Genomic DNA, 18,251 nt, shown 5'->3' on the forward strand with positions numbered 1-18,251 from the left:
CTCAACTTCGACATGGCCGCCGAGATGGCCGAGGACGAGGGCATCCAGGTCGCGAAGGTGCTGGTCAACGATGACGTGGCGGTGACGGACAGTCTGTACACGGCGGGCCGTCGCGGTACTGGCGCGACCCTGTTCGTGGAGAAGATCGCGGGCGCCGCCGCAGCCGAGGGGATGCCTCTGGAGCGGGTCGAGGCCATCGCCCGGCAGGTGAACGAGAGCTCCCGCAGCTTCGGGATCGCGCTGAGCGCCTGCAGCACCCCGGCCAAGGGCAGCCCCACCTTCGATCTGCCCCCCGGCGAGCTGGAGTTGGGCATCGGCATCCACGGCGAACCCGGCCGGGAGCGGCGCGCCATGATGACCTCCGGCGAGATCGCCGAGGCCGCCGTCGAGGCGGTGGTGGAGGACCTCCAGCCGCGCAACCCGGTGCTGGTCCTGGTCAACGGCATGGGCGCGACACCGCTGCTGGAGCTGTACGGCTTCAACGCCGAGGTGCACCGGGTGCTCGCCCAGCGCGGCGTCCCCGTGGCCCGCGTCCTCGTGGGCAACTACGTCACCTCCCTGGACATGGCGGGCGCCTCGCTCACCCTGTGCCAGGTCGACGAGGAGCTGCTGCGGCTGTACGACGCGCCGGTCAAGACCCCGGGCCTGCGCTGGGGCGTGTGACCCACAGGGGGTAGAGGATCACCACGTACCTACCAGGCAAGGAGATCCAGTGCTCGACGCCGACTTCTTCCGCCGTTGGATGACGGCGACCGCCGCGTCCGTCGACCGCGAGGCGGAACGGCTCACCGCCCTCGACTCCCCCATCGGGGACGCCGACCACGGCAGCAACCTCCAGCGCGGGTTCACGGCCGTCGTGACGGTCCTGGAGAAGGAGGCCCCCGGCACGCCCGGCGGGGTTCTGACCCTGGCCGGACGCCAGCTGATCTCGACGGTGGGCGGCGCGTCGGGGCCGCTGTACGGGACGCTGCTGCGCCGTACCGGCAAGGCGTTGGGCGATGCCGAAGAGGTCAGTGCGGAGCAGCTGGCCGAGGCCTTGCGGGCCGGGGTGGACGCGGTCATGACGCTCGGCGGCGCCGCCCCGGGCGACAAGACCATGATCGACGCCCTGGTGCCCGCGGTGGACGCGCTCGGCGAGTCGTTCGCCGCGGCCCGGACCGCAGCGGAGGAGGGCGCGGTGGCGACGACGCCCCTGCAGGCGCGCAAGGGCCGGGCGAGCTATGTGGGCGAGCGCAGCATCGGCCACCAGGACCCGGGCGCCACGTCGTCGGCGCTGCTGATCGCCGGACTCGCGGAGGCCGCCGGTGAGTGACGAGCAGCTGGTGGGAATCGTGCTGGTGTCGCACAGCGCGGAGGTGGCCGCGTCGGTCGCCGAGCTGGCGAAGGGGCTCGCGGGCGGCGGCCCGGCGGTACCCGTCGCTCCGGCGGGCGGTACCGAGGGCGGTGGGCTCGGCACCAGCTCCGAACTGATCGCCGCGGCGGCCGCGTCCGTCGATCGCGGTGCCGGAGTCGCCGTCCTGACCGATCTGGGCAGCGCGGTGCTCACGGTGAAGGCACTGCTGGCGGAGGGCGACGAACTCCCCGAGCGGACCCGCCTGGTGGACGCCCCCTTCGTGGAGGGAGCCGTGGCCGCGGTCGTCACGGCGTCCACCGGGGCGGACCTGACGGCGGTGGAGGCGGCCGCCACGGAGGCGTACACCTACCGGAAGGTGTGAGCGACGGATGCGGCCGGGCACGCCGGAGCGGCGGTGTGCCCGGCCGCAGGCGTGCTGGTGAGGTGCCGTCAGCCGCTCAGTCCCCGTCCACACGGCTTCCGGTGGCGAACCTCCTCGCCACCCGCTCCCCCTCCGTCACGGCGGCGGCGTGGTCCTCGATGGGCGACACCTTGGTGTTCTTGAAGACGATGTAGGTGACGCCGGAAGGTGCTCCGCCGCCGTGCGGATGGGCGCGGATGCCGAGGGCCTTGGCGGTCGCGTAGGACGCCTCTCCGATGATGCCCTGCGGGCCGGCGTCGCCGACGACCGCGTACCGCACGCGGTCGCGGTACACGACGGCCACCACCGAACCGCCGCCGATGCCGTGGTCCCGGTAGTCCCAGCGGCGGCTCGGCGCGGGTACGACGATGAAGGGCAGGCGTTCGGCGCTCAACGGGCGGCCGTCCGACTGGGGGTAGGCCGTGCTCGCGGCGAAGTACGGGTCGGTGCGGACATTGCAGCGGGGTCCGGGCCGGCCGTCGCAGTCGATGTCCATGTCGGCCTTCCAGAACACGACGTCGCGGGTGCCGCAGACGGGGATGTTCGCGGGTGCGCCGTAGTCACTGCGGTAGCGGCCCCGGGAGACGGGAGTGCAGTCGCGGACCCCGGCGAGCAGGTCGGTGGCGCTCACCGTGCTCTCGCGCCATACCGTGGGCTGGGGGTGGGCGGCGGGGGGTGTCGTCGGGGCGAGCAGGGCGGCGCTGGCCGCGGCCAGGGTGAGCGACTGAACACGCACGATACGGGAGCCTCTCATGGGGGACCTGACGGGCACTCAGCCCAATCTGTTCCCCGCGATGATCACCCGGCCACCGCTGAGGAGCCGGACGGCGCATGTCCTCAACCCCCGAGAGGGGCCGGGAGCCTGAGCCCGCGTAAGACTCCGGCCGCCCGGCCACCCGGTCCGGCACGGGTTCTGCGACGACGGCGGTCCGCGCGACAGGGCCGAACTCCTTCTTGCTGGACCGGAGTTCGACCGTGAGGCCTTCAGCATGCGTAAGGCTCCCGGGTGTCACGCACGGCCGGTGTGAGCCCCCTCCCGGCCGGAACATCCCTGTTCGGCCGGATGCCCTCTTGATGCGGTCCCGCCAACGGCGTCATATTGGTCCGGACCATTACCGTCCACCGGCCGGCCGACCACCCCACGGAGGCAGTGTCGTGCGAGGACGTTCCACCCCCTCACCCCTTCTCCGACACCTGGCGCTCTGCGGAACCCTCGCGCTGGTCGTCTCCTGCGGCCCGGCCGGGGCGCGGGAGGGGGACGGCGGCCTTGTGCCCGGTGCACCCACGGGTGTCACCGCCGCGCCGGGCAGCGCGACGAGCGTGCACGTCATGTGGAACACGACCGACCGGGCCGCTGTCTACGAGGTGTATCGCGGCACCACCAAGGTCAAGGAAGTGCCGGGTTCGCAGCACATGGTGGATGTCACCAGACTCCGGCCCTCCACGCTGTACCTCTTCTCCGTACGGGCGCGGGGCGTCGATGGGCGGCTCGGGCCGCCCAGCCGCCGGGTGCGGGCGAGGACGCCCGCGGCCGTGGCGGACGACCGCTCCGCGCCGACCCGCCCGTCGGCGCCCCACGGCCGGGCGGTGGGAAGCCGGGCGGTCCAGCTGTCCTGGTCCGCCTCGACGGACGACCGGGGTGTGGTGTCGTACGACATCCACCAGGGAGGCACGAAGATCCACAGTGTGGGCGGAGGCCGGACGGCCACCGTGCTCACGGGGCTGCGGCCGGGCACGCGCTACGCGTTCAGCGTCCGGGCCCGGGACGCGGCCGGCAACGTCTCCCCCGCCACACCCACCGTCCGCCTCACCACCCCGGGCACCGACGACGGGCGGGCCACCGCCCCCACCGGCTTCCGGGTGACGAGCCACCGTGCGGACGGGGCGTACCACCTGGACCTGAGCTGGGTGCCGCCCCGCGTGGACGGTGAGGTCACCGAGTACCGGATCCAGCTCGACGGCCGGTCCGCCACGTCCCTCGTGTTCGGCGGCAGCGCCCCGCGGGACCGGGCCACGTACAGCTTCTACGTGGGGCGGAGAGCGGGTGTCACCCACCGGGTCCGCATCAGGGCGATGCTGCCGGACGGCACGTGGGGAGGTCTCTCGGCGGAGCGCGTGGTGACGACGGGGCCCTGACGCACTCCGCGGCATCGGCCGGGAGGAGGAACACGTCACCTGCACGGGGGCTCTCGGAGTGCGGCCGTGGCCGGGGGCGCTTTGGCTGGCCCCGAGGCAGCACGGGCGTACCCCGACCCTCGGCGGCGCAAGGGATGTACCGCCGACCGTGCCGCCGGAGGGCAGTCCACATGCGCAACTCATCGTCAGTTCTCCGCTCCGGCCTGACCGTGGCAGTCGCCGCGCTGCCCCTCGCCCTGGCCGCGGTGCCCGCCGTCGCGGGCCCGGGTATCTCCGTGAGCACCACGGGGTCGACGGTGTCGGTCACGACCAGCTCGTGCACCCAGATCACCGGCAGCTGGGGCACGGCCTCGCTCCTCACCAGCAGTCAGGGCAGCTTCGCCCAGGGCCGCCAGGTCACGCTGTCGGGGACGTCCACGAGTCAGTCGGCGGCCTGGTCGAACGTCTCCCCGGGCACGTACACGGTCATCGTCGTCTGCTCGGACGGCACGACCGCGGGCACGCAGTCCGTCGTGGTCTCCATCGCCCCCTCCCCCACGCGGTCCGCGTCTCCCTCGGTCTCGCCGTCCCGCGGGGTGATGGGCGGGGCCGGCGGCGGCACGAAGGACTACGGGACCGTCACGCTGGTGGCGGGCGGCACGCTGGTCGGGGCCGGCCTCATCGGGACGGCCTGGTACCTGCGCCGGCGCAACAAGCCGTACCGGCTCTGACCCGGTGCGGACGGCGGCCCGCTCCCCCGAAGCGCTCCGGGCGGGCGGGCCGCCGTCATGTCGTGTCCGGGGCGCTCGCGCGTCCGGCGGGGCCGTCAGGTGAGGTCGGCGGAGCGGGTTTGGCCGGTGGCCTGCCCGGTTTGGGGTCGAGCATGATCAGCGGGTTCGCCGTCCGGGAGTTCGGCGACGTCCGCCAGGGCGCGCCTGAGCCACTGGGTCCAGAAGGTCTCCAGGTCGATGCCGGCCCGCAGCACGAGATGCCGCAGCCGGTCCTCGGTGCCGCCCCGGCCGGGCGGGAAGTCGCGCTGCTCGATCTCCTCGTACTCCGTCAGCTGCCGCTCGTGCAGCTCCAGATGGCGCCGCAGATCGGCCTCCAGGCCCGCCGTGCCCACCACGGCCGCCGCCCTCAGCCGCAGCAACAGCGCGTCGCGGTGCGGCTTGGGGTCCTGGGAGGCGGAGGTCCAGCGGGCCAGTTCGGCGCGGCCCGCGGACAGGACCTCGTAGCTCTTCTTCTGCCCGCGGGCCGGCTGCTCGGACGGCAGGGCCCTGATGAGGCCGTCGGCCTCCAGTTTCCCGAGCTCGCGATAGATCTGCTGGTGCGTCGCCGACCAGAAGTAGCCGATCGACCGGTCGAAGCGGCGGGTCAGCTCCAGGCCCGACGACGGCTTCTCGAGCAGGGCGGTCAGGATCGCGTGCGGGAGTGACATGGCCTCATCCTAGGGACGCGTATCCGCACTACAGGGCGGCTGCCAGCTCCGTGCCCTGCTTGATGGCGCGCTTGGCGTCCAGCTCGGCGGCCACGTCGGCACCGCCGATGAGGTGCGTGCTGCGCCCGGCGGCGAGCAGCTCCTCGTACAGGCCGCGGCGCGGCTCCTGGCCCGTGCACAGCACGATCGTGTCGACCTGAAGGACCGTGCTCTCCTCGCCGACGGTGATGTGCAGTCCGGCGTCGTCGATCCGGTCGTACCGCACGCCCGGGACCATGGTGACGCCGCGGTGCTTGAGCTCGGTGCGGTGGATCCAGCCGGTGGTCTTGCCGAGGCCGGCGCCGACCTTGGAGGTCTTGCGCTGGAGCAGGTGGACGGTGCGCGGCGGGGCGGGCCGCTCGGGGGCGGCGAGGCCTCCGGGGCCCCTGTAGTCCATGTCGACGCCCCACTGGCGGAAGTACGTCGCCGGGTCCTCGTGGGCCTTGTCGCCGCCGTCGGTGAGGAACTCGGCGACGTCGAAGCCGATGCCGCCCGCGCCGAGGATCGCGACCCGGTCGCCGACGGGGACGCCGTCGCGCAGGACGTCGAGGTAGCCGACGACGCTCGGGTGGTCGACTCCGGGGATCTCGGGGGTGCGCGGAGTGACGCCGGTGGCGACGACGACCTCGTCGTAGCCGTCGACGTCCGCGACCGTGACGGGGGTGTTCAGCCGGATGTCGACGCCGTGCCAGTCGAGCTGGGTGCGGAAGTAGCGGAGCGTCTCGTCGAACTCCTGCTTGCCCGGGACCTTGCGGGCGACGTTGAGCTGGCCGCCGATCTCGCTCGCCGCGTCGAACAGCGTCACGTCGTGCCCGCGCTCGGCGGCGGAGACCGCGCAGGCGAGACCGGCCGGGCCGGCGCCGACGACCGCGACGCGCTTGCGCAGCCGGGTCGGGGAGAGCACCAGCTCGGTCTCGTGGCAGGCGCGCGGGTTGACCAGGCAGGAGGTGATCAGGCCGCTGAAGGTGTGGTCGAGGCAGGCCTGGTTGCAGCCGATGCAGGTGTTGATCGCCTCGGGGCGGCCGGCGGCGGCCTTGGTGACGAAGTCGGGGTCGGCGAGCATCGGGCGGGCCATCGACACCATGTCGGCGGCACCCTCGGCGAGCAGTTCCTCGGCGAGTTCGGGGGTGTTGATGCGGTTGGTGGTGACGAGCGGGACGGACACCTCGCCCATGAGCCGCTTGGTCACCCAGGTGTACGCGCCGCGCGGCACGGAGGTCGCGATGGTGGGGATGCGGGCCTCGTGCCATCCGATGCCGGTGTTGATGATCGTCGCCCCGGCGGCCTCGACGGCCTTGGCGAGGGTGATGACCTCGTCGAGCGTCGAGCCGCCCGGGACCAGGTCGAGCATCGACAGCCGGTAGATGACGATGAAGTCCTCGCCGACCGCCTCGCGCACCCGGCGCACGATCTCCAGCGGGAAGCGCATGCGGTTCTCGTACGAGCCGCCCCATCCGTCGGTGCGGTGGTTGGTCTGCTGCGCGATGAACTCGTTGATGAGGTAGCCCTCGGAGCCCATGATCTCGACGCCGTCGTAGCCGGCCTGCCGGGCGAGGCGGGCGGCGCGGGCGTAGTCGTCGATCGTCCGCTCGATGTCGGCGTCGGTCAGCTCGCGGGGCGGGAAGGGGCTGATCGGCGCCTGGACCGGGCTCGGCGCGACGAGGTCCTGGTGGTAGGCGTACCGGCCGAAGTGCAGGATCTGCATCGCGATCCGCCCGCCCTCGCGGTGCACGGCGTCCGTGATGACCCGGTGCTGCTCGGCCTCCGCCTCGGTGGTGAGCTTGGCGCCGCCCTCGTAGGGCCGTCCCTCGTCGTTGGGGGCGATGCCGCCGGTGACGATCAGGCCCACTCCCCCGCGGGCGCGGGCGGCGTAGAAGGCGGCCATGCGCGCGAAGCCGCCCTCGGCCTCCTCCAGGCCGACGTGCATGGAGCCCATGAGGACCCGGTTGGGCAGGGCCGTGAAGCCCAGGTCGAGGGGGGTCAGCAGGTGCGGGTAACGGCTCATCGGGCCCTCCGTGCGCGGTGTCGTGCCTGTAGTTGTAGAGGACTACCGACGGTTTATGCAACTAGTTGCATAAGGTGATGGAGGGCACAGTAGGGCCATGCCAGGGACCTTGGGCCGCTGTCCGCCGTGGTGGACCTCGCGGGCGAGCTGATCCGCCGCCCGAGCCGGGCATGGCTGGACGACCACGGACCGTGCCGGCGGACCTGGACGAGGCCCTCCGGCCACGGGCTGCCGTACTGCCCGCGGAGGTGAGGAGGCCGGAGCCGGTCAGCGGCTCCGCAGACGCACGTGCAGTTCCTTCTCCTGGTCGCCGGAGACCGTGCTGAGATCGTGCACGTCGAACAGCGAGTCCAGGGTCGTACGGAAGCGTTCGACCGCCCAGTAGCCGCCGTGCAGGTCGGCCTCGACGGAGGACGACAGGTGAACCGGCCGCGAGCCTTCGTGCTCGTCGGCGACGTCGAAGGTGCCGAGCCACACGGTCGGGCGGGTCTCGTGCAGTTCCTCGGGCACGTCGTCGGCACACCGGTCGGACTCGAAGCAGGAGCACAGTGCGTCGAACACGATCCGGGCGTCGTGCTTGCTGCACCCGCTGATCTCCACCGAGACGGAGTGGGGGTGCGGTCGCTCGTGGTTCATCGCCATCGGGATCGCTCCTCTCGAGGCCACCGGCTGCCGTATCCGCCCCTACCCCAGCAAAGCACCACCTTCCGGCGAGCACTACCGGCGGTGCCGTTCTCCCGGTGACGGTTTTGCGGGGCGGTCGGCGCCGTGTCGGGAGATGGTGGAAGGTGACGGAAGGGGCCTTCGAGGGACGGCTCCGCGCGGTAGAACATGGGGTGTCGGCACACGACGGCGTGCCGCGAGGACGGCGAAGGCGGGGCGTGGGATGAGTGCAGCCGGGTCTCCCGAATCCGCAGGCGACGGTCCGGTGCGCGAATCGGCGCGCCCGAGCGGGCTGCTGGACGTGCTGCGCGTGGCCTCGGTGGTCCTGGACGCCGAGGGCCGCATCGTGCTGTGGAGCCCGCAGGCGGAGGAGCTGTTCGGGTACGACGCCCAGGAGGCGCTCGGACAGTACGCCGCCCGGATCATGGTCCACGAAGAGCACGTCGACCTCGTGGTCAAGTTGTTCGCCGACGTCATGGGCACCGGTCAGAGCTGGGCGGGAGCCTTCCCGATCCGCCGCAAGGACGGCGGCACCCGGCTCGTGGAGTTCCGCAACATGCGGCTGCTCGACGATCAGGGCGACGTCTACGCGCTGGGGCTGTGCGCCGACCAGAGGACCGTGCGCCGCCTGGAGCGCGAGGTGGCGCTGTCGACTCGGATGATCGCGCAGTCCCCGATCGGGCTGGCCGTGCTGGACACCGAGCTGCGGTACGTCTCGGTGAACAAGGCGCTGGAGGAGATCAACGGCGTACCGGCCGCGGAGCACCTGGGCCGCACCCCCCGCGAGGTGGTGCCCCGGATGGACGTGGACGCCCTGGAGACCGCCACGCGCCGGGTGCTGGAGACGGGCACGCCGGTCGTCGACCAGTCCACGATCGGCCGCACCCCGGCCGATCCGCACCAGGACCACGCCTGGTCGGTCTCGCTGTACCGGCTGGAGAACGCCTTCGGGACCGTGCTGGGCGTGGCCGTCTCGATCGTCGACGTCACCGAGCAGTACCGGGCGGGCATCGAGGCCGAGGCGGCGCGCCGGCGCCTGGCCCTGATCGCCGACGCCTCAGGACGGATCGGCACCACGCTGGACCTGGACCGCACGGCCCGCGAGCTGGCCGACGTGGCCGTGCCGGAACTCGCCGACATCGCGGCCGTCGACCTGCTGGACGCGGTGGTGCAGGGGCGGCGCACCAGCCTGGGCCCCGCCGAGTCGGCCGTGATCCGCGCGCTGGCGGTCCAGGGGTACGACTCCGCGGAGGCGCTGGAGGCGGCCGACACTCCCGGGCAGGTCGCCCGGTACGCGCCGGACCGGCTCGTCACCCGCTGCGTGCGCACGGCGAGCCCGGTGATGCTGCCGGAGGTCAAGGACGAGGACCTGGTGCACATCGCCCGTTCCCCGGAGGCGGCCGAGCTGCTGGGCCGGGCCGGGGTGCACTCGTATCTGGCGGTACCGCTGATCGCGCGCGGCGAGGTGCTGGGGGCCCTGGACCTCAAGCGCACCCGCAATCCGCTGCCGTTCAGCGAGGACGACCTGCTGCTGGCGCGCGAGCTGGCCGCCCGGGCCGCCGTGCAGATCGACAACGCCCGCTGGTACCAGGGCGCCCGCGAGACCGCTCTCACCCTGCAGCGCAGTCTGCTGCCCAGCCATCCGCCGGTCACGGGCGGGCTGGAGGTCGCATCCCGCTACCAGCCGGCCGGGGCCACGAGCGAAGTGGGGGGCGACTGGTTCGACGTCATCCCGCTGGACGGCGGCCGGACGGCGCTCGTCGTGGGCGATGTCATGGGCAGCGGCATCCCCGCGGCGGCGGCGATGGGGCGGCTGCGCACGGCGACCCACACCCTCACCTCGCTCGGCCTCGATCCGAACGTGCTCCTGGAGCACCTGGACAAGATCACCGCGGGTCTCGAACAGGCCATCGCCACCTGTGTCTACGCCGTCCACGACCCGCATCTGCGGCAATGCCGGATCGCCAACGCCGGGCACCTGCCGCCGGTGCGGGTCCGGGCCGGGCGGCCGCCGGAGCTGCTCGGTCTGCCGACCGGGGTGCCGCTCGGGGTGGGCGGTGTCGCCTTCTCCACGACCACCGTCGAACTGGGGCCCGGGGACCGGCTGGTGTTCTACACCGACGGTCTCGTCGAGACCCGGCGCGACCCGATCGACGAACGGCTCGAGACACTGCTGTCCCTGCTCGACGGGCCCGACCTGCCGCTGGAGGACGTCTGCGACCTGCTGCTGCGCACGCTGCACGAGCCGGACAACTTCGACGACGTGGCCCTGCTCATCGCACGGGCGACCGCACCGGACTGAGAGGCCCTACGGTCCGACGCCGATCACCACGTGGGCGTACAGCTCCTCCGACACGGCCAGGTGGGTCGTGAGGCCGTTGCGCTCGAAGGCCTCGACGGCGGCCGGTGCCTGGTGCCGGCTCGTCTCCACCAGGACGCAGCCGCCGGGGGCGAGCCAGCGGGGCGCCTCCGCCGCGACCCGGCGCAGGACGTCGAGGCCGTCCGTGCCGCCGTCGAGGGCGACCAGCGGCTCGTGGTCCCGGGCCTCCTGCGGCAGCAGCCCGATCTCGTCGCTCGGCACGTACGGCACGTTGGCCGCGAGGATGCCGACGCGGCCCCGCAGCGCGAGGGGCAGCGCCTCGAACAGGTCGCCCTCGTGGACATGACCGCCGGCGGCGGCGATGTTGCCGCGGGCGCATCGCACGGCGGCCGGGTCGATGTCGGCGGCGTGCAGTTCGACGGGGCCGAGCGCGGCGGCCAGCGCCGCTCCCACGGCGCCCGAGCCGCAGCACAGGTCCACGACGACGGCGGCACCGGACGCCCGCTCCAAGGCCTGCTCCACCAGGAACTCGGTGCGTCGGCGCGGCACGAAGACTCCCGGGGCGACGGCGATGCGCAGGCCCCGGAACTCGGCCCAGCCGACGACGAGTTCGAGCGGCAGGCCCGCGACGCGGCGCTCGAGCATGGCGGCGGCCTCGGCCGGGGTGCGGGCGGCGGAGAGGATCAACTCGGCCTCGTCCTCGGCGAAGACACAGCCCGCGGCGCGCAGGGCGAGGACGACGCGGTCACGGGAGGACGGTGCGGAAGGGGGGACAGCGGACACAGACGGCATGGAAGCCCAGAGCCTTTCGGGAACCGAAGGGCGCTCCGGCGATCGCCTACGACCGGCGATCCGCGCGACATCGGCAGGAGAGCACCCGAGCTGACACAGCGGTAATGGGTCTCACCTCCTGGGCTTGCGACGGCCGGGTCCTGACCGGCCGGACGGCAACCCTACCCGACGGGCCCACCGCCCCGTGCGGCCCTCGTGACGGCACCCGGCCAGGTGGTTGGGTTGTGCAACCATGGAAGGAGCCGAGAGCACCGTGGTGAGGGAGGGCCCGTGCACAGCGCAGACGCCGTGGAGACCATCCAGCGGGAGATGACGGCCTTCGCCCGCCGCGCCAGGGCCGCGGCGGGCCGGATGCACCCCGAGCTGTCGCTGGTGTCGTACACGCTGCTCGGGCATCTGGAGGAGAGCGGCGGGTGCCGGGCCACCGACCTGGCCGTCCACTACGCGCTGGACAAGTCCACCGTGAGCCGCCAGGTGGCGGGGCTGGAGCGCGCCGGACTCATCGAGCGCCGCCCCGACGCGGCGGACCAGCGCGTCCAGGTGCTGCACCTGACCGAGGCCGGGCGGCACATCCTGGCCCAGGTCACCGAGAGCCGCCGCGCGGCCTTCCGGGAGCGTCTGGCCGACTGGCCCGCGGAGGACCTGAGCCAGTTCGCGGACTACCTCGTGCGTTACAACGCGTCGCCCGGTCCCGGTCGGCAGGACTAGGACACCCGGCACGTACGGTTGAGTACGCAAAGACTGAGCACACCGGGTCCGGCGGGGCGCCGCCGGACCGGCCCGGAGGCACCACCGCATGCACATCACCCGAGGCTTCACCGGACGCCCACGCGTCGCCGACCCCGGCCTGCCGCCCGGCCAGTACGACGCCGGCGACGACTGGCCCGTCCTGTCGGCCGAGGTCACTCCCGAGCTGGCGGCCGCCGACTGGACCTTCCGCGTCGACGGGCTGGTGGCCGAGCCCCGCACCTGGGACTGGGAGGCGGCGCACCGGCTGCCGCCGTCGGCGTACGAGGGTGCCATCCACTGCGTGACGAGCTGGTCGAAGTTCGGGGTGCGGTTCGCGGGCGTGTCCCTGGACGCGTTCCTGGATGTGGTCCGGCCCCATGAGTCGGCCACCCATGCCGTCGCCTACTCGCACACCGGCTACACCGCCAACCTCCCGCTCGCCGACCTGACCGGCGGGCGCGCCTGGATCGCCTGGGAGTACGACGGACAGCCGCTCGCCCCCGAGCACGGCGGCCCGGCGCGACTGCTGGTGCCGCACCTGTACTTCTGGAAGAGCGCCAAGTGGATCGCGGGTCTTCGGATCCTCGACCACGACGAGCCGGGCTTCTGGGAGCGCAACGGCTATCACGAGCGGGGCAACCCCTGGGAGGAGCAGAGGTACTCCGGTGACTGAGACGTTCGTGCCGCCCAGCCGGTTCGCCGTGCCCGGGCGCATCGCCGTGAACGAGCAGGCCGCGTCCGAGTGGCAGACCGCCACCCTCACCGAGATCCGCCGCGAGACCCCGCGCGTGTCCACCTTCCGGCTCACCGTGCCGGGCTGGCCCGGGCATCTGCCCGGCCAGCACCTGATGGTGCGGCTGACCGCCGAGGACGGCTACACCGCCCAGCGGCACTACTCGATCGCGTCCGCGCCGGACCACTCCGGGCAGGTCGAGCTGACCCTGGATCACGTCGAGGGCGGCGAGGTGTCGGGCTGGTTCCACACCGTCGCCCGGCCCGGCGACCGGGTCGAGGTGCGGGGCCCGGTGAGCGGCTTCTTCGCCTGGCCGGGCGACCGGCCCGCGCTGCTCGTCGGCGCAGGCTCCGGCGTCGTCCCGCTGATGTCGATGATCCGGCACCACCGGGCACGGAACCTGACCGTGCCGCTGCGGCTGGTGGTGTCCGCGCGCAGCCCCGAGGAGCTCGTCTACGCCCGGGAGTTGGGTGCGGAGACCACCGCCGTTTTCACCCGGAGCGCGCCGGCGGGTGTGGCGGTCGGACGTATGGCGGCCGCACATGTGGCGCCGCTCCTGGCCGACCAGCCTCCCGGTGGGTGGGAGGCCTATGTGTGCGGCTCCAACTCGTTCGCCGAGCACGCCTCGCGCCTGCTGGTGACGGCAGGTCAGCCGGTGGACCGGATCCGCATCGAGCGCTTCGGCTGAGCCGGGTGTTTCGCCCCGCTCGCGCCGGGCACCCAGCCCGGAGGGTTGCGGCAGGCCGCTCCTGCTGCCGGTACGGCCGTGGTGCGATCGATGGGTGCCGGAGGGGGTACCCCCCGCGTGAGCGCACGCGCATGCGTGACGTGAGGCGCGGGAGCGGCGGCGCACCGTACGGCCGGTCCGGCCGTCCCTGCGGTGACGGCGAGGAGGTGGACATGCGCACCCCGATGCACGTGTGGCGCCAACGGCGCAGTCCGCTGCGGCGCCGGTCGGATGTCGTCGAAGCGTGGACGGTGCTGGTGGTCGCCGTCCTCGTCCTCGTGGGCGCGCCGCTGGCCGGGGCGGCCGCCGCCCGGTGGGCCCATGGCGAGGCGCGGTCGCTGTCGGTGGAGCAGCGGGCCGAGCGGCATCGGGTCCGGGCCGAGGTGGTCGACGGGAACGACTCGCTTTCGTCGGTGCGGGCCGGCGGGCAGCGCGCGTACCGGGCCACCGTGCGCTGGACGGAGCCGGGCGGAGCAACCCGCACCGCGTCGGCCCGGGTCCCGGCGGACGCCCGGCGCGGCGAGAGGGTGGACGTCTGGTTCGACGGCCAGGGACGCAGTGTGCTGCCGCCGGTGGACGACACGGCGGTCTGGCAGCACACCCTCACCATGGGCGCGTGCGCCACGGGCGGTGTGGTGGCCGTGGTGCTCTTCGGTCACTTCCTCGTGCGCCGGGTGGCGCTGCGTCGCCGGATGGCGGAGTGGGACCGGGCGTGGGCCCGTGTCGAACCGGAGTGGACGCATCGCAACGCGTGAAGGCGCGGGGCTTCGGGAGATCCGAACAAACGCCTGGCCAGTGCCGCGACCACGCACGTAGTGTGATCATCCGCACTGCCCCTGTAGCTGCTTCTCACTCAAGGCGGTCCTGCATGGCCCTGTTCGACCTTCCGCTCGACGAGCTCCGCGAGTACCGCAGCGCGGCCACCGAGCCCGAGGACTTCGACGCCTTCTGGTCCAAGACCCTCCAGGAGGCACGTCTGCACGACCTGGACGCCCGCTTCGAACCGGTCGACACGGGCCTGACCACGGTGCAGGTGTTCGACGTGACGTTCGCGGGCTTCGGCGGTCACCCGGTCAAGGGCTGGCTGACGCTCCCGGCCGGCGCGGACGGCCCGCTGCCGCTCGTGGTGGAGTTCATCGGTTACGGCGGCGGGCGCGGGCTCCCGCACGAGCACCTGCTGTGGGCGTCCTCGGGCCGGGCGCACTTCGTGATGGACACCCGCGGGCAGGGCAGCGCCTGGGGCGGGGGCGGCGGTACGGCGGACCCGGTGGGCGGGGCGCCCGCTTACCCCGGCTTCATGACGCGCGGCATCGACGCCCCGGAGAACTACTACTACCGCCGGGTCTACACGGACGCGGTGCGTGCCGTGGAGGCGGCCCGCTCCCACCCCCTCACCGACCCGGCGCGCACGGTGGCCGTCGGTTCCAGCCAGGGCGGCGGCATCACGATCGCGGTCGGCGGCCTGGTCCCGGACCTGGCGGGCATCGCGCCGGACGTGCCGTTCCTGTGCGACTTCCCGCGCGCGGCGACGATCACGGACCGGCACCCGTACCGGGAGATCGGCCTCTACCTCAAGACCCACCGTGGCCGCACGGAGGACGCCCTGCGCACGGTGTCCTACTTCGACGGCGTGCATTTCGCCGCCCGCGGCAGGGCACCGGCGCTCTTCTCGGCCGCCCTGGAGGACCAGACCTGCCCGCCCTCGACCGTCTTCGCGGCCTTCAACGCCTGGGGCCACGAGGACAAGGCGATCGAGGTCTACGACTTCAACGACCACGAGGGCGGCGGGCCCTTCCAGCAGGCGGCCAAGCTGCGCTGGATGCGGTCGTACATCTGATCCGGCCGTTCACCCCCGCCGGGCTTCCGCTCGGTCCGACCAGTCGGTACGTTCATCGCGCCCGGGCCGCGACGCGGCGGTCCGGGTCCGGGGCGGTCGGCGGAGGGGTTCATGTCCGAGATCGGGTCACAGGTGCAGGGTCACTGCGACACGGCGTTCACGGCGGTGCGCAGTGCGTTCGAGGAGAACTTCCGGGAGCGCGGCGAACTGGGCGCCGCGGTGGCCGTCACCGTCGGCGGCCGGACCGTGGTGGATCTGTGGGGCGGCTGGGCCGACGCGGCGCGCTCCCGGCCGTGGGAGCGGGACACCCTGGTCAACGTGTGGTCCACCTCCAAGGGGCCGGTGGCGCTGTGTGCGCACATCCTCGCCGATCGCGGTCTGCTCGACCTGGACGCGCCGGTGGCCCTGTACTGGCCCGAGTTCGCCGCAGCGGGCAAGGAGAAGGTCCTCGTCCGGCATCTGCTGTCGCACCGCGCCGGTCTGGCCGGTCTGCGTGAGCCGCACTCGCTGGAGCAGCTCTGCGACTGGGAGCTCACCACGCAGCGGCTCGCGGCGACCGAGCCCTGGTGGGAACCGGGCACCCGGTCCGGCTATCACGCGCTGACCTACGGCCATCTGGTCGGCGAGGTCGTACGGCGGGTGTCGGGGCTGCGACCGGGGGCCTTCCTGGAGCGCGAGGTGACCGGCCCGCTCGGCATCGACTTCCGTATCGGCCTGCCGGAGCAGGACGCGGGCCGGGTGGCCGAGCTCATCCCGCCGGTCGTCACGGCGGGCGGTGAACAAGCGGCGGTGTTCGCCCAGTTGACGCCCGCTGCGATCGCCGCACTGACCAATCCGGCAGTGTCCGCCGCGGAGGCCGACACCCCCGGGTGGCGGGCCGCCGAGATCCCCGCGGCGAACGGGCACGGCACCGCGCGTGCGGTCGCCGCGCTGTACGGCGTCTTCGCGGGACGCGGTTCCTTCGGGGGGCGTCGCATCCTGTCCCCCGAGGCGGCCGAGCGGGTACGCGAGGGACAGGGCAGCTGCCGGGACCTGGTGCTCGGCGCCGGGTTCGAGCACGAGACGGAAGTCGGGCTCGGGCTCTGGCTCAGCGGGCCGGACAACTCGTACGGCCCCAACCCGCGCGCTTTCGGACACGACGGCTTCGGCGGCTCCTGCGGGCTCGCCGACCCCGAGGCGGGGGTGTCCCTGGGCTACGTGATGAACCGGATGGGGCCCCCGTATCGCCAACGACCCCCGGAAGACGGCCCTGGTCGACGCCCTGTACGAGGCGCTGTGAAGGCGGGCGCGGGCGGACCGGTTTCGGCCGAACCGCCCGGCCGCCCTTCCCAGCTGGTTTAGACCAATGCTAGATCTGGTGGCGCACCGAGCCCGCACGGCTACCGCACGTCACCAACAGGAGGGGCGGCATGACCCGCACCACCCCGCACGACCACCCGCCGGCCGAGGGAGAACCGCTGTACCGGCGGATCGCGACGGAGTTGCTCGGCGAACTGCGCGACGGCACCGTCCCGCCCGGTGAACGGCTGCCCGGGGAACGGTGCTTGGCCGACCACTACGGGGTCAGCCGGGAGACCGTACGACAGGCCCTGGAGCTGCTGCGCCGCGACGGGCTCGTCACCACCGACCGGCGCGGCAGCCACGCCACCCTGCCCGGTCTGCCGGTCGAGACCCCGGCGTCGCTCACCTTCCCGGTCGGGGCCCGGGCGGCGGCCCCGGGCGGCGTCACCCACGCCACGGTCACCTGGGAGGCGCCCCCGGCGGACCACGCCGAGGCCCTGGAGCTGGCCCCCGGCCGCCCGACCTTGGTCCACCGCTACCGGTACGCGACCGCCGACGGGCAGGGCCTGCGGACCGCCGTGACCTCGTTCTCCGCCGTGGCGCTCGCGGAGGTGGAGGAACTGGCCCGCTACCGCGACCGCGCCGACGGCACCGCCGCCGCCCAGCTGCGGCGGACCTACGACTGGATGCGCCGGGCCGGTCTGACCCTGCACCACCGGGATGCCATCACGCCTCTCGCGAGCACCCCGTCGGTACGGGTCACCCGGCGGGTGCACGACCAGTACGCGCGCCCGCTGGAGATCACCGATCTCGTGGTGGACGCTCAACGCGACGCACTGGTATACGAGTTCACGCTGCCGGGCCGGGCAGTGCAGGCCGCGACGGGCAGCCACCGGCCACCCGTTCGGCGGACTGCCGCCGCCGGTTCCCGGAGATGACGGAGATCATCGAAGACGGCACGGCTTCCCCAGGCGACTCCCGAGAGGATCCCCCATGACCACCTTCACGACCTCCGACGGAACCGAGCTGTACTACAAGGACTGGGGCGAGGGGCAGCCCGTGGTGTTCAGCCATGGCTGGCCCCTCAACGCGGACGCGTGGGACGGGCAGGCCCGGCTGGTCGCCGAGCACGGGTTCCGGGCGATCGCGCACGACCGCCGCGGGCACGGCCGCTCGGGCCAGCCCTGGCAGGGCAACCACATGGACCGGTACGCCGACGACCTGGCCGAGCTGATCGAGGCGCTGGACCTCCACGACGCGGTCCTGGTGGGCCATTCGACCGGCGGCGGCGAGGTGGCCCGTTACATCGGACGGCACGGGACCGCGCGGGTCGCCAAGGTCGTGCTGCTGGGTGCGGTGCCGCCGCTGATGCTGCGGACGGAGGCCAATCCGGAGGGCACACCGAGGGAGGCCTTCGACGGGATCCGGGCCGGCGTCGCGGCGGACCGCTCGCAGTTCTACCGGGAGCTGAGCGAGAGCTTCTACGGCTTCAACCGGCCCGGCGCCGCCGTGTCGGAGGGCGTGCGGCGGGCGTTCTGGATGTGGAGCATGCAGGCCGGGCTGAAGGGCGCCTACGACTGCGTCGCGCAGTTCTCGGAGACCGACTTCACCGAGGACCTCGGGCGCATCGACGTGCCGACGCTCGTCGCGCACGGGGACGACGACCAGATCGTGCCCATCGCCGCCTCGGCCCACCGGACCTCCCAGCTCGTCAAGGACGCCACGCTGAAGGTGTATCCGGGCGCGCCGCACGGCCTGGTCGGTGACTTCGAGAAGGCCTTCAACGACGATCTGCTGAACTTCCTGCGCGGCTGACGA

18 protein-coding genes and 1 pseudogene are annotated in these 18,251 nt (G+C 73.1%); 14 read left to right on the plus strand and 5 right to left on the minus strand.

Going from position 1 to position 18,251, the window contains the following annotated elements; all coding sequences use genetic code 11:
* The 3 genes from ABT116_RS19855 to ABT116_RS19865 form a co-directional block, all read left to right on the plus strand.
* On the plus strand, nucleotides 1-663 hold a 663-nt coding region (locus ABT116_RS19855), incomplete at its 5' end, for a dihydroxyacetone kinase subunit DhaK (RefSeq protein ID WP_351635330.1).
* A gap of 49 nt (nucleotides 664-712) precedes the next feature.
* A complete protein-coding gene (gene dhaL, locus ABT116_RS19860) occupies nucleotides 713-1,312 on the plus strand; it encodes a dihydroxyacetone kinase subunit DhaL (RefSeq protein WP_351635333.1) in 600 nt (199 codons plus the stop codon).
* Nucleotides 1,305-1,715: a PTS-dependent dihydroxyacetone kinase phosphotransferase subunit DhaM gene (locus ABT116_RS19865; RefSeq protein WP_351635334.1), complete on the plus strand. Its 411-nt coding sequence runs from the start codon at nucleotides 1,305-1,307 to the stop codon at nucleotides 1,713-1,715. Before dhaL ends, ABT116_RS19865 begins: the two co-directional genes overlap by 8 nt.
* A gap of 76 nt (nucleotides 1,716-1,791) precedes the next feature.
* On the opposite strand, the gene ABT116_RS19870 is transcribed toward ABT116_RS19865, so the two are convergent.
* The gene (locus tag ABT116_RS19870) at nucleotides 1,792-2,490 is read right to left on the minus strand and encodes a glycoside hydrolase family 75 protein (RefSeq protein WP_351635336.1); all 699 of its coding nucleotides are present in this window, start codon (nucleotides 2,488-2,490) and stop codon (nucleotides 1,792-1,794) included.
* A 419-nt stretch (nucleotides 2,491-2,909) separates the two neighbouring features.
* On the opposite strand from ABT116_RS19870, the gene ABT116_RS19875 reads away from it, so the two are divergent.
* Both ABT116_RS19875 and ABT116_RS19880 read left to right on the plus strand, forming a co-directional pair.
* The gene (locus ABT116_RS19875) at nucleotides 2,910-3,890 is read left to right on the plus strand and encodes a fibronectin type III domain-containing protein (protein WP_351635339.1); all 981 of its coding nucleotides are present in this window, start codon (nucleotides 2,910-2,912) and stop codon (nucleotides 3,888-3,890) included.
* A 170-nt stretch (nucleotides 3,891-4,060) separates the two neighbouring features.
* Entirely contained in the window at nucleotides 4,061-4,600 is a 540-nt protein-coding gene (locus ABT116_RS19880; protein WP_351635342.1) for a hypothetical protein, read from the plus strand.
* A 95-nt stretch (nucleotides 4,601-4,695) separates the two neighbouring features.
* On the opposite strand, the gene ABT116_RS19885 is transcribed toward ABT116_RS19880, so the two are convergent.
* The 3 genes from ABT116_RS19885 to ABT116_RS19895 all read right to left on the minus strand — a co-directional run bounded on the left by ABT116_RS19885 (nucleotide 4,696) and on the right by ABT116_RS19895 (nucleotide 7,987).
* Nucleotides 4,696-5,307: a PadR family transcriptional regulator gene (locus tag ABT116_RS19885; RefSeq protein ID WP_351635344.1), complete on the minus strand. Its 612-nt coding sequence runs from the start codon at nucleotides 5,305-5,307 to the stop codon at nucleotides 4,696-4,698.
* Between the two features lie 28 nt (nucleotides 5,308-5,335).
* Entirely contained in the window at nucleotides 5,336-7,351 is a 2,016-nt protein-coding gene (locus tag ABT116_RS19890) for an FAD-dependent oxidoreductase (RefSeq protein ID WP_351635347.1), read from the minus strand.
* A 267-nt stretch (nucleotides 7,352-7,618) separates the two neighbouring features.
* Nucleotides 7,619-7,987 (minus strand): hypothetical protein, encoded by a 369-nt coding sequence (locus tag ABT116_RS19895; protein ID WP_351635401.1) that lies wholly within the window; start codon nucleotides 7,985-7,987, stop codon nucleotides 7,619-7,621.
* A gap of 250 nt (nucleotides 7,988-8,237) precedes the next feature.
* Between ABT116_RS19895 and ABT116_RS19900 the strand changes: the two genes are divergently transcribed.
* Nucleotides 8,238-10,316: a SpoIIE family protein phosphatase gene (locus tag ABT116_RS19900; RefSeq protein ID WP_351635350.1), complete on the plus strand. Its 2,079-nt coding sequence runs from the start codon at nucleotides 8,238-8,240 to the stop codon at nucleotides 10,314-10,316.
* Nucleotides 10,317-10,322: 6 nt separating this feature from the next.
* Here the strand turns inward: ABT116_RS19900 and ABT116_RS19905 are convergent, their stop codons facing one another.
* Nucleotides 10,323-11,126, minus strand: a complete 804-nt coding sequence (locus ABT116_RS19905; RefSeq protein WP_351635353.1) for a putative protein N(5)-glutamine methyltransferase — start codon at nucleotides 11,124-11,126, stop codon at nucleotides 10,323-10,325.
* Nucleotides 11,127-11,435: 309 nt separating this feature from the next.
* On the opposite strand from ABT116_RS19905, the gene ABT116_RS19910 reads away from it, so the two are divergent.
* From ABT116_RS19910 to ABT116_RS19945, 8 genes and pseudogenes are all read left to right on the plus strand, one after another.
* Nucleotides 11,436-11,834: a MarR family winged helix-turn-helix transcriptional regulator gene (locus tag ABT116_RS19910; protein WP_502983902.1), complete on the plus strand. Its 399-nt coding sequence runs from the start codon at nucleotides 11,436-11,438 to the stop codon at nucleotides 11,832-11,834.
* Nucleotides 11,835-11,922: 88 nt separating this feature from the next.
* Nucleotides 11,923-12,528, plus strand: a complete 606-nt coding sequence (locus ABT116_RS19915; protein ID WP_351635358.1) for a sulfite oxidase-like oxidoreductase — start codon at nucleotides 11,923-11,925, stop codon at nucleotides 12,526-12,528.
* The gene (locus ABT116_RS19920) at nucleotides 12,521-13,276 is read left to right on the plus strand and encodes a ferredoxin reductase (RefSeq protein WP_351635361.1); all 756 of its coding nucleotides are present in this window, start codon (nucleotides 12,521-12,523) and stop codon (nucleotides 13,274-13,276) included. Before ABT116_RS19915 ends, ABT116_RS19920 begins: the two co-directional genes overlap by 8 nt.
* 212 nt (nucleotides 13,277-13,488) lie before the next feature.
* Nucleotides 13,489-14,070: an Rv1733c family protein gene (locus ABT116_RS19925; RefSeq protein ID WP_351635364.1), complete on the plus strand. Its 582-nt coding sequence runs from the start codon at nucleotides 13,489-13,491 to the stop codon at nucleotides 14,068-14,070.
* A 113-nt stretch (nucleotides 14,071-14,183) separates the two neighbouring features.
* Nucleotides 14,184-15,152 carry an acetylxylan esterase gene (locus ABT116_RS19930; protein WP_351635366.1) on the plus strand — a complete coding sequence of 323 codons (969 nt, stop codon included), beginning with the start codon at nucleotides 14,184-14,186 and terminating at the stop codon, nucleotides 15,150-15,152.
* A 111-nt stretch (nucleotides 15,153-15,263) separates the two neighbouring features.
* Nucleotides 15,264-16,431, plus strand: a pseudogene (locus ABT116_RS19935) (serine hydrolase domain-containing protein).
* A gap of 130 nt (nucleotides 16,432-16,561) precedes the next feature.
* Nucleotides 16,562-17,371 (plus strand): GntR family transcriptional regulator, encoded by an 810-nt coding sequence (locus tag ABT116_RS19940; RefSeq protein WP_351635369.1) that lies wholly within the window; start codon nucleotides 16,562-16,564, stop codon nucleotides 17,369-17,371.
* 55 nt (nucleotides 17,372-17,426) lie between these two features.
* On the plus strand, nucleotides 17,427-18,248 hold the full coding sequence (locus ABT116_RS19945; RefSeq protein ID WP_351635371.1) for an alpha/beta fold hydrolase: 822 nt from the start codon (nucleotides 17,427-17,429) through the stop codon (nucleotides 18,246-18,248).
* The last annotated feature ends 3 nt before the right edge of the window (nucleotides 18,249-18,251 follow it).

Source organism: Streptomyces sp. NPDC002130 (assembly GCF_040296465.1).
Lineage (GTDB): Bacteria > Actinomycetota > Actinomycetes > Streptomycetales > Streptomycetaceae > Streptomyces.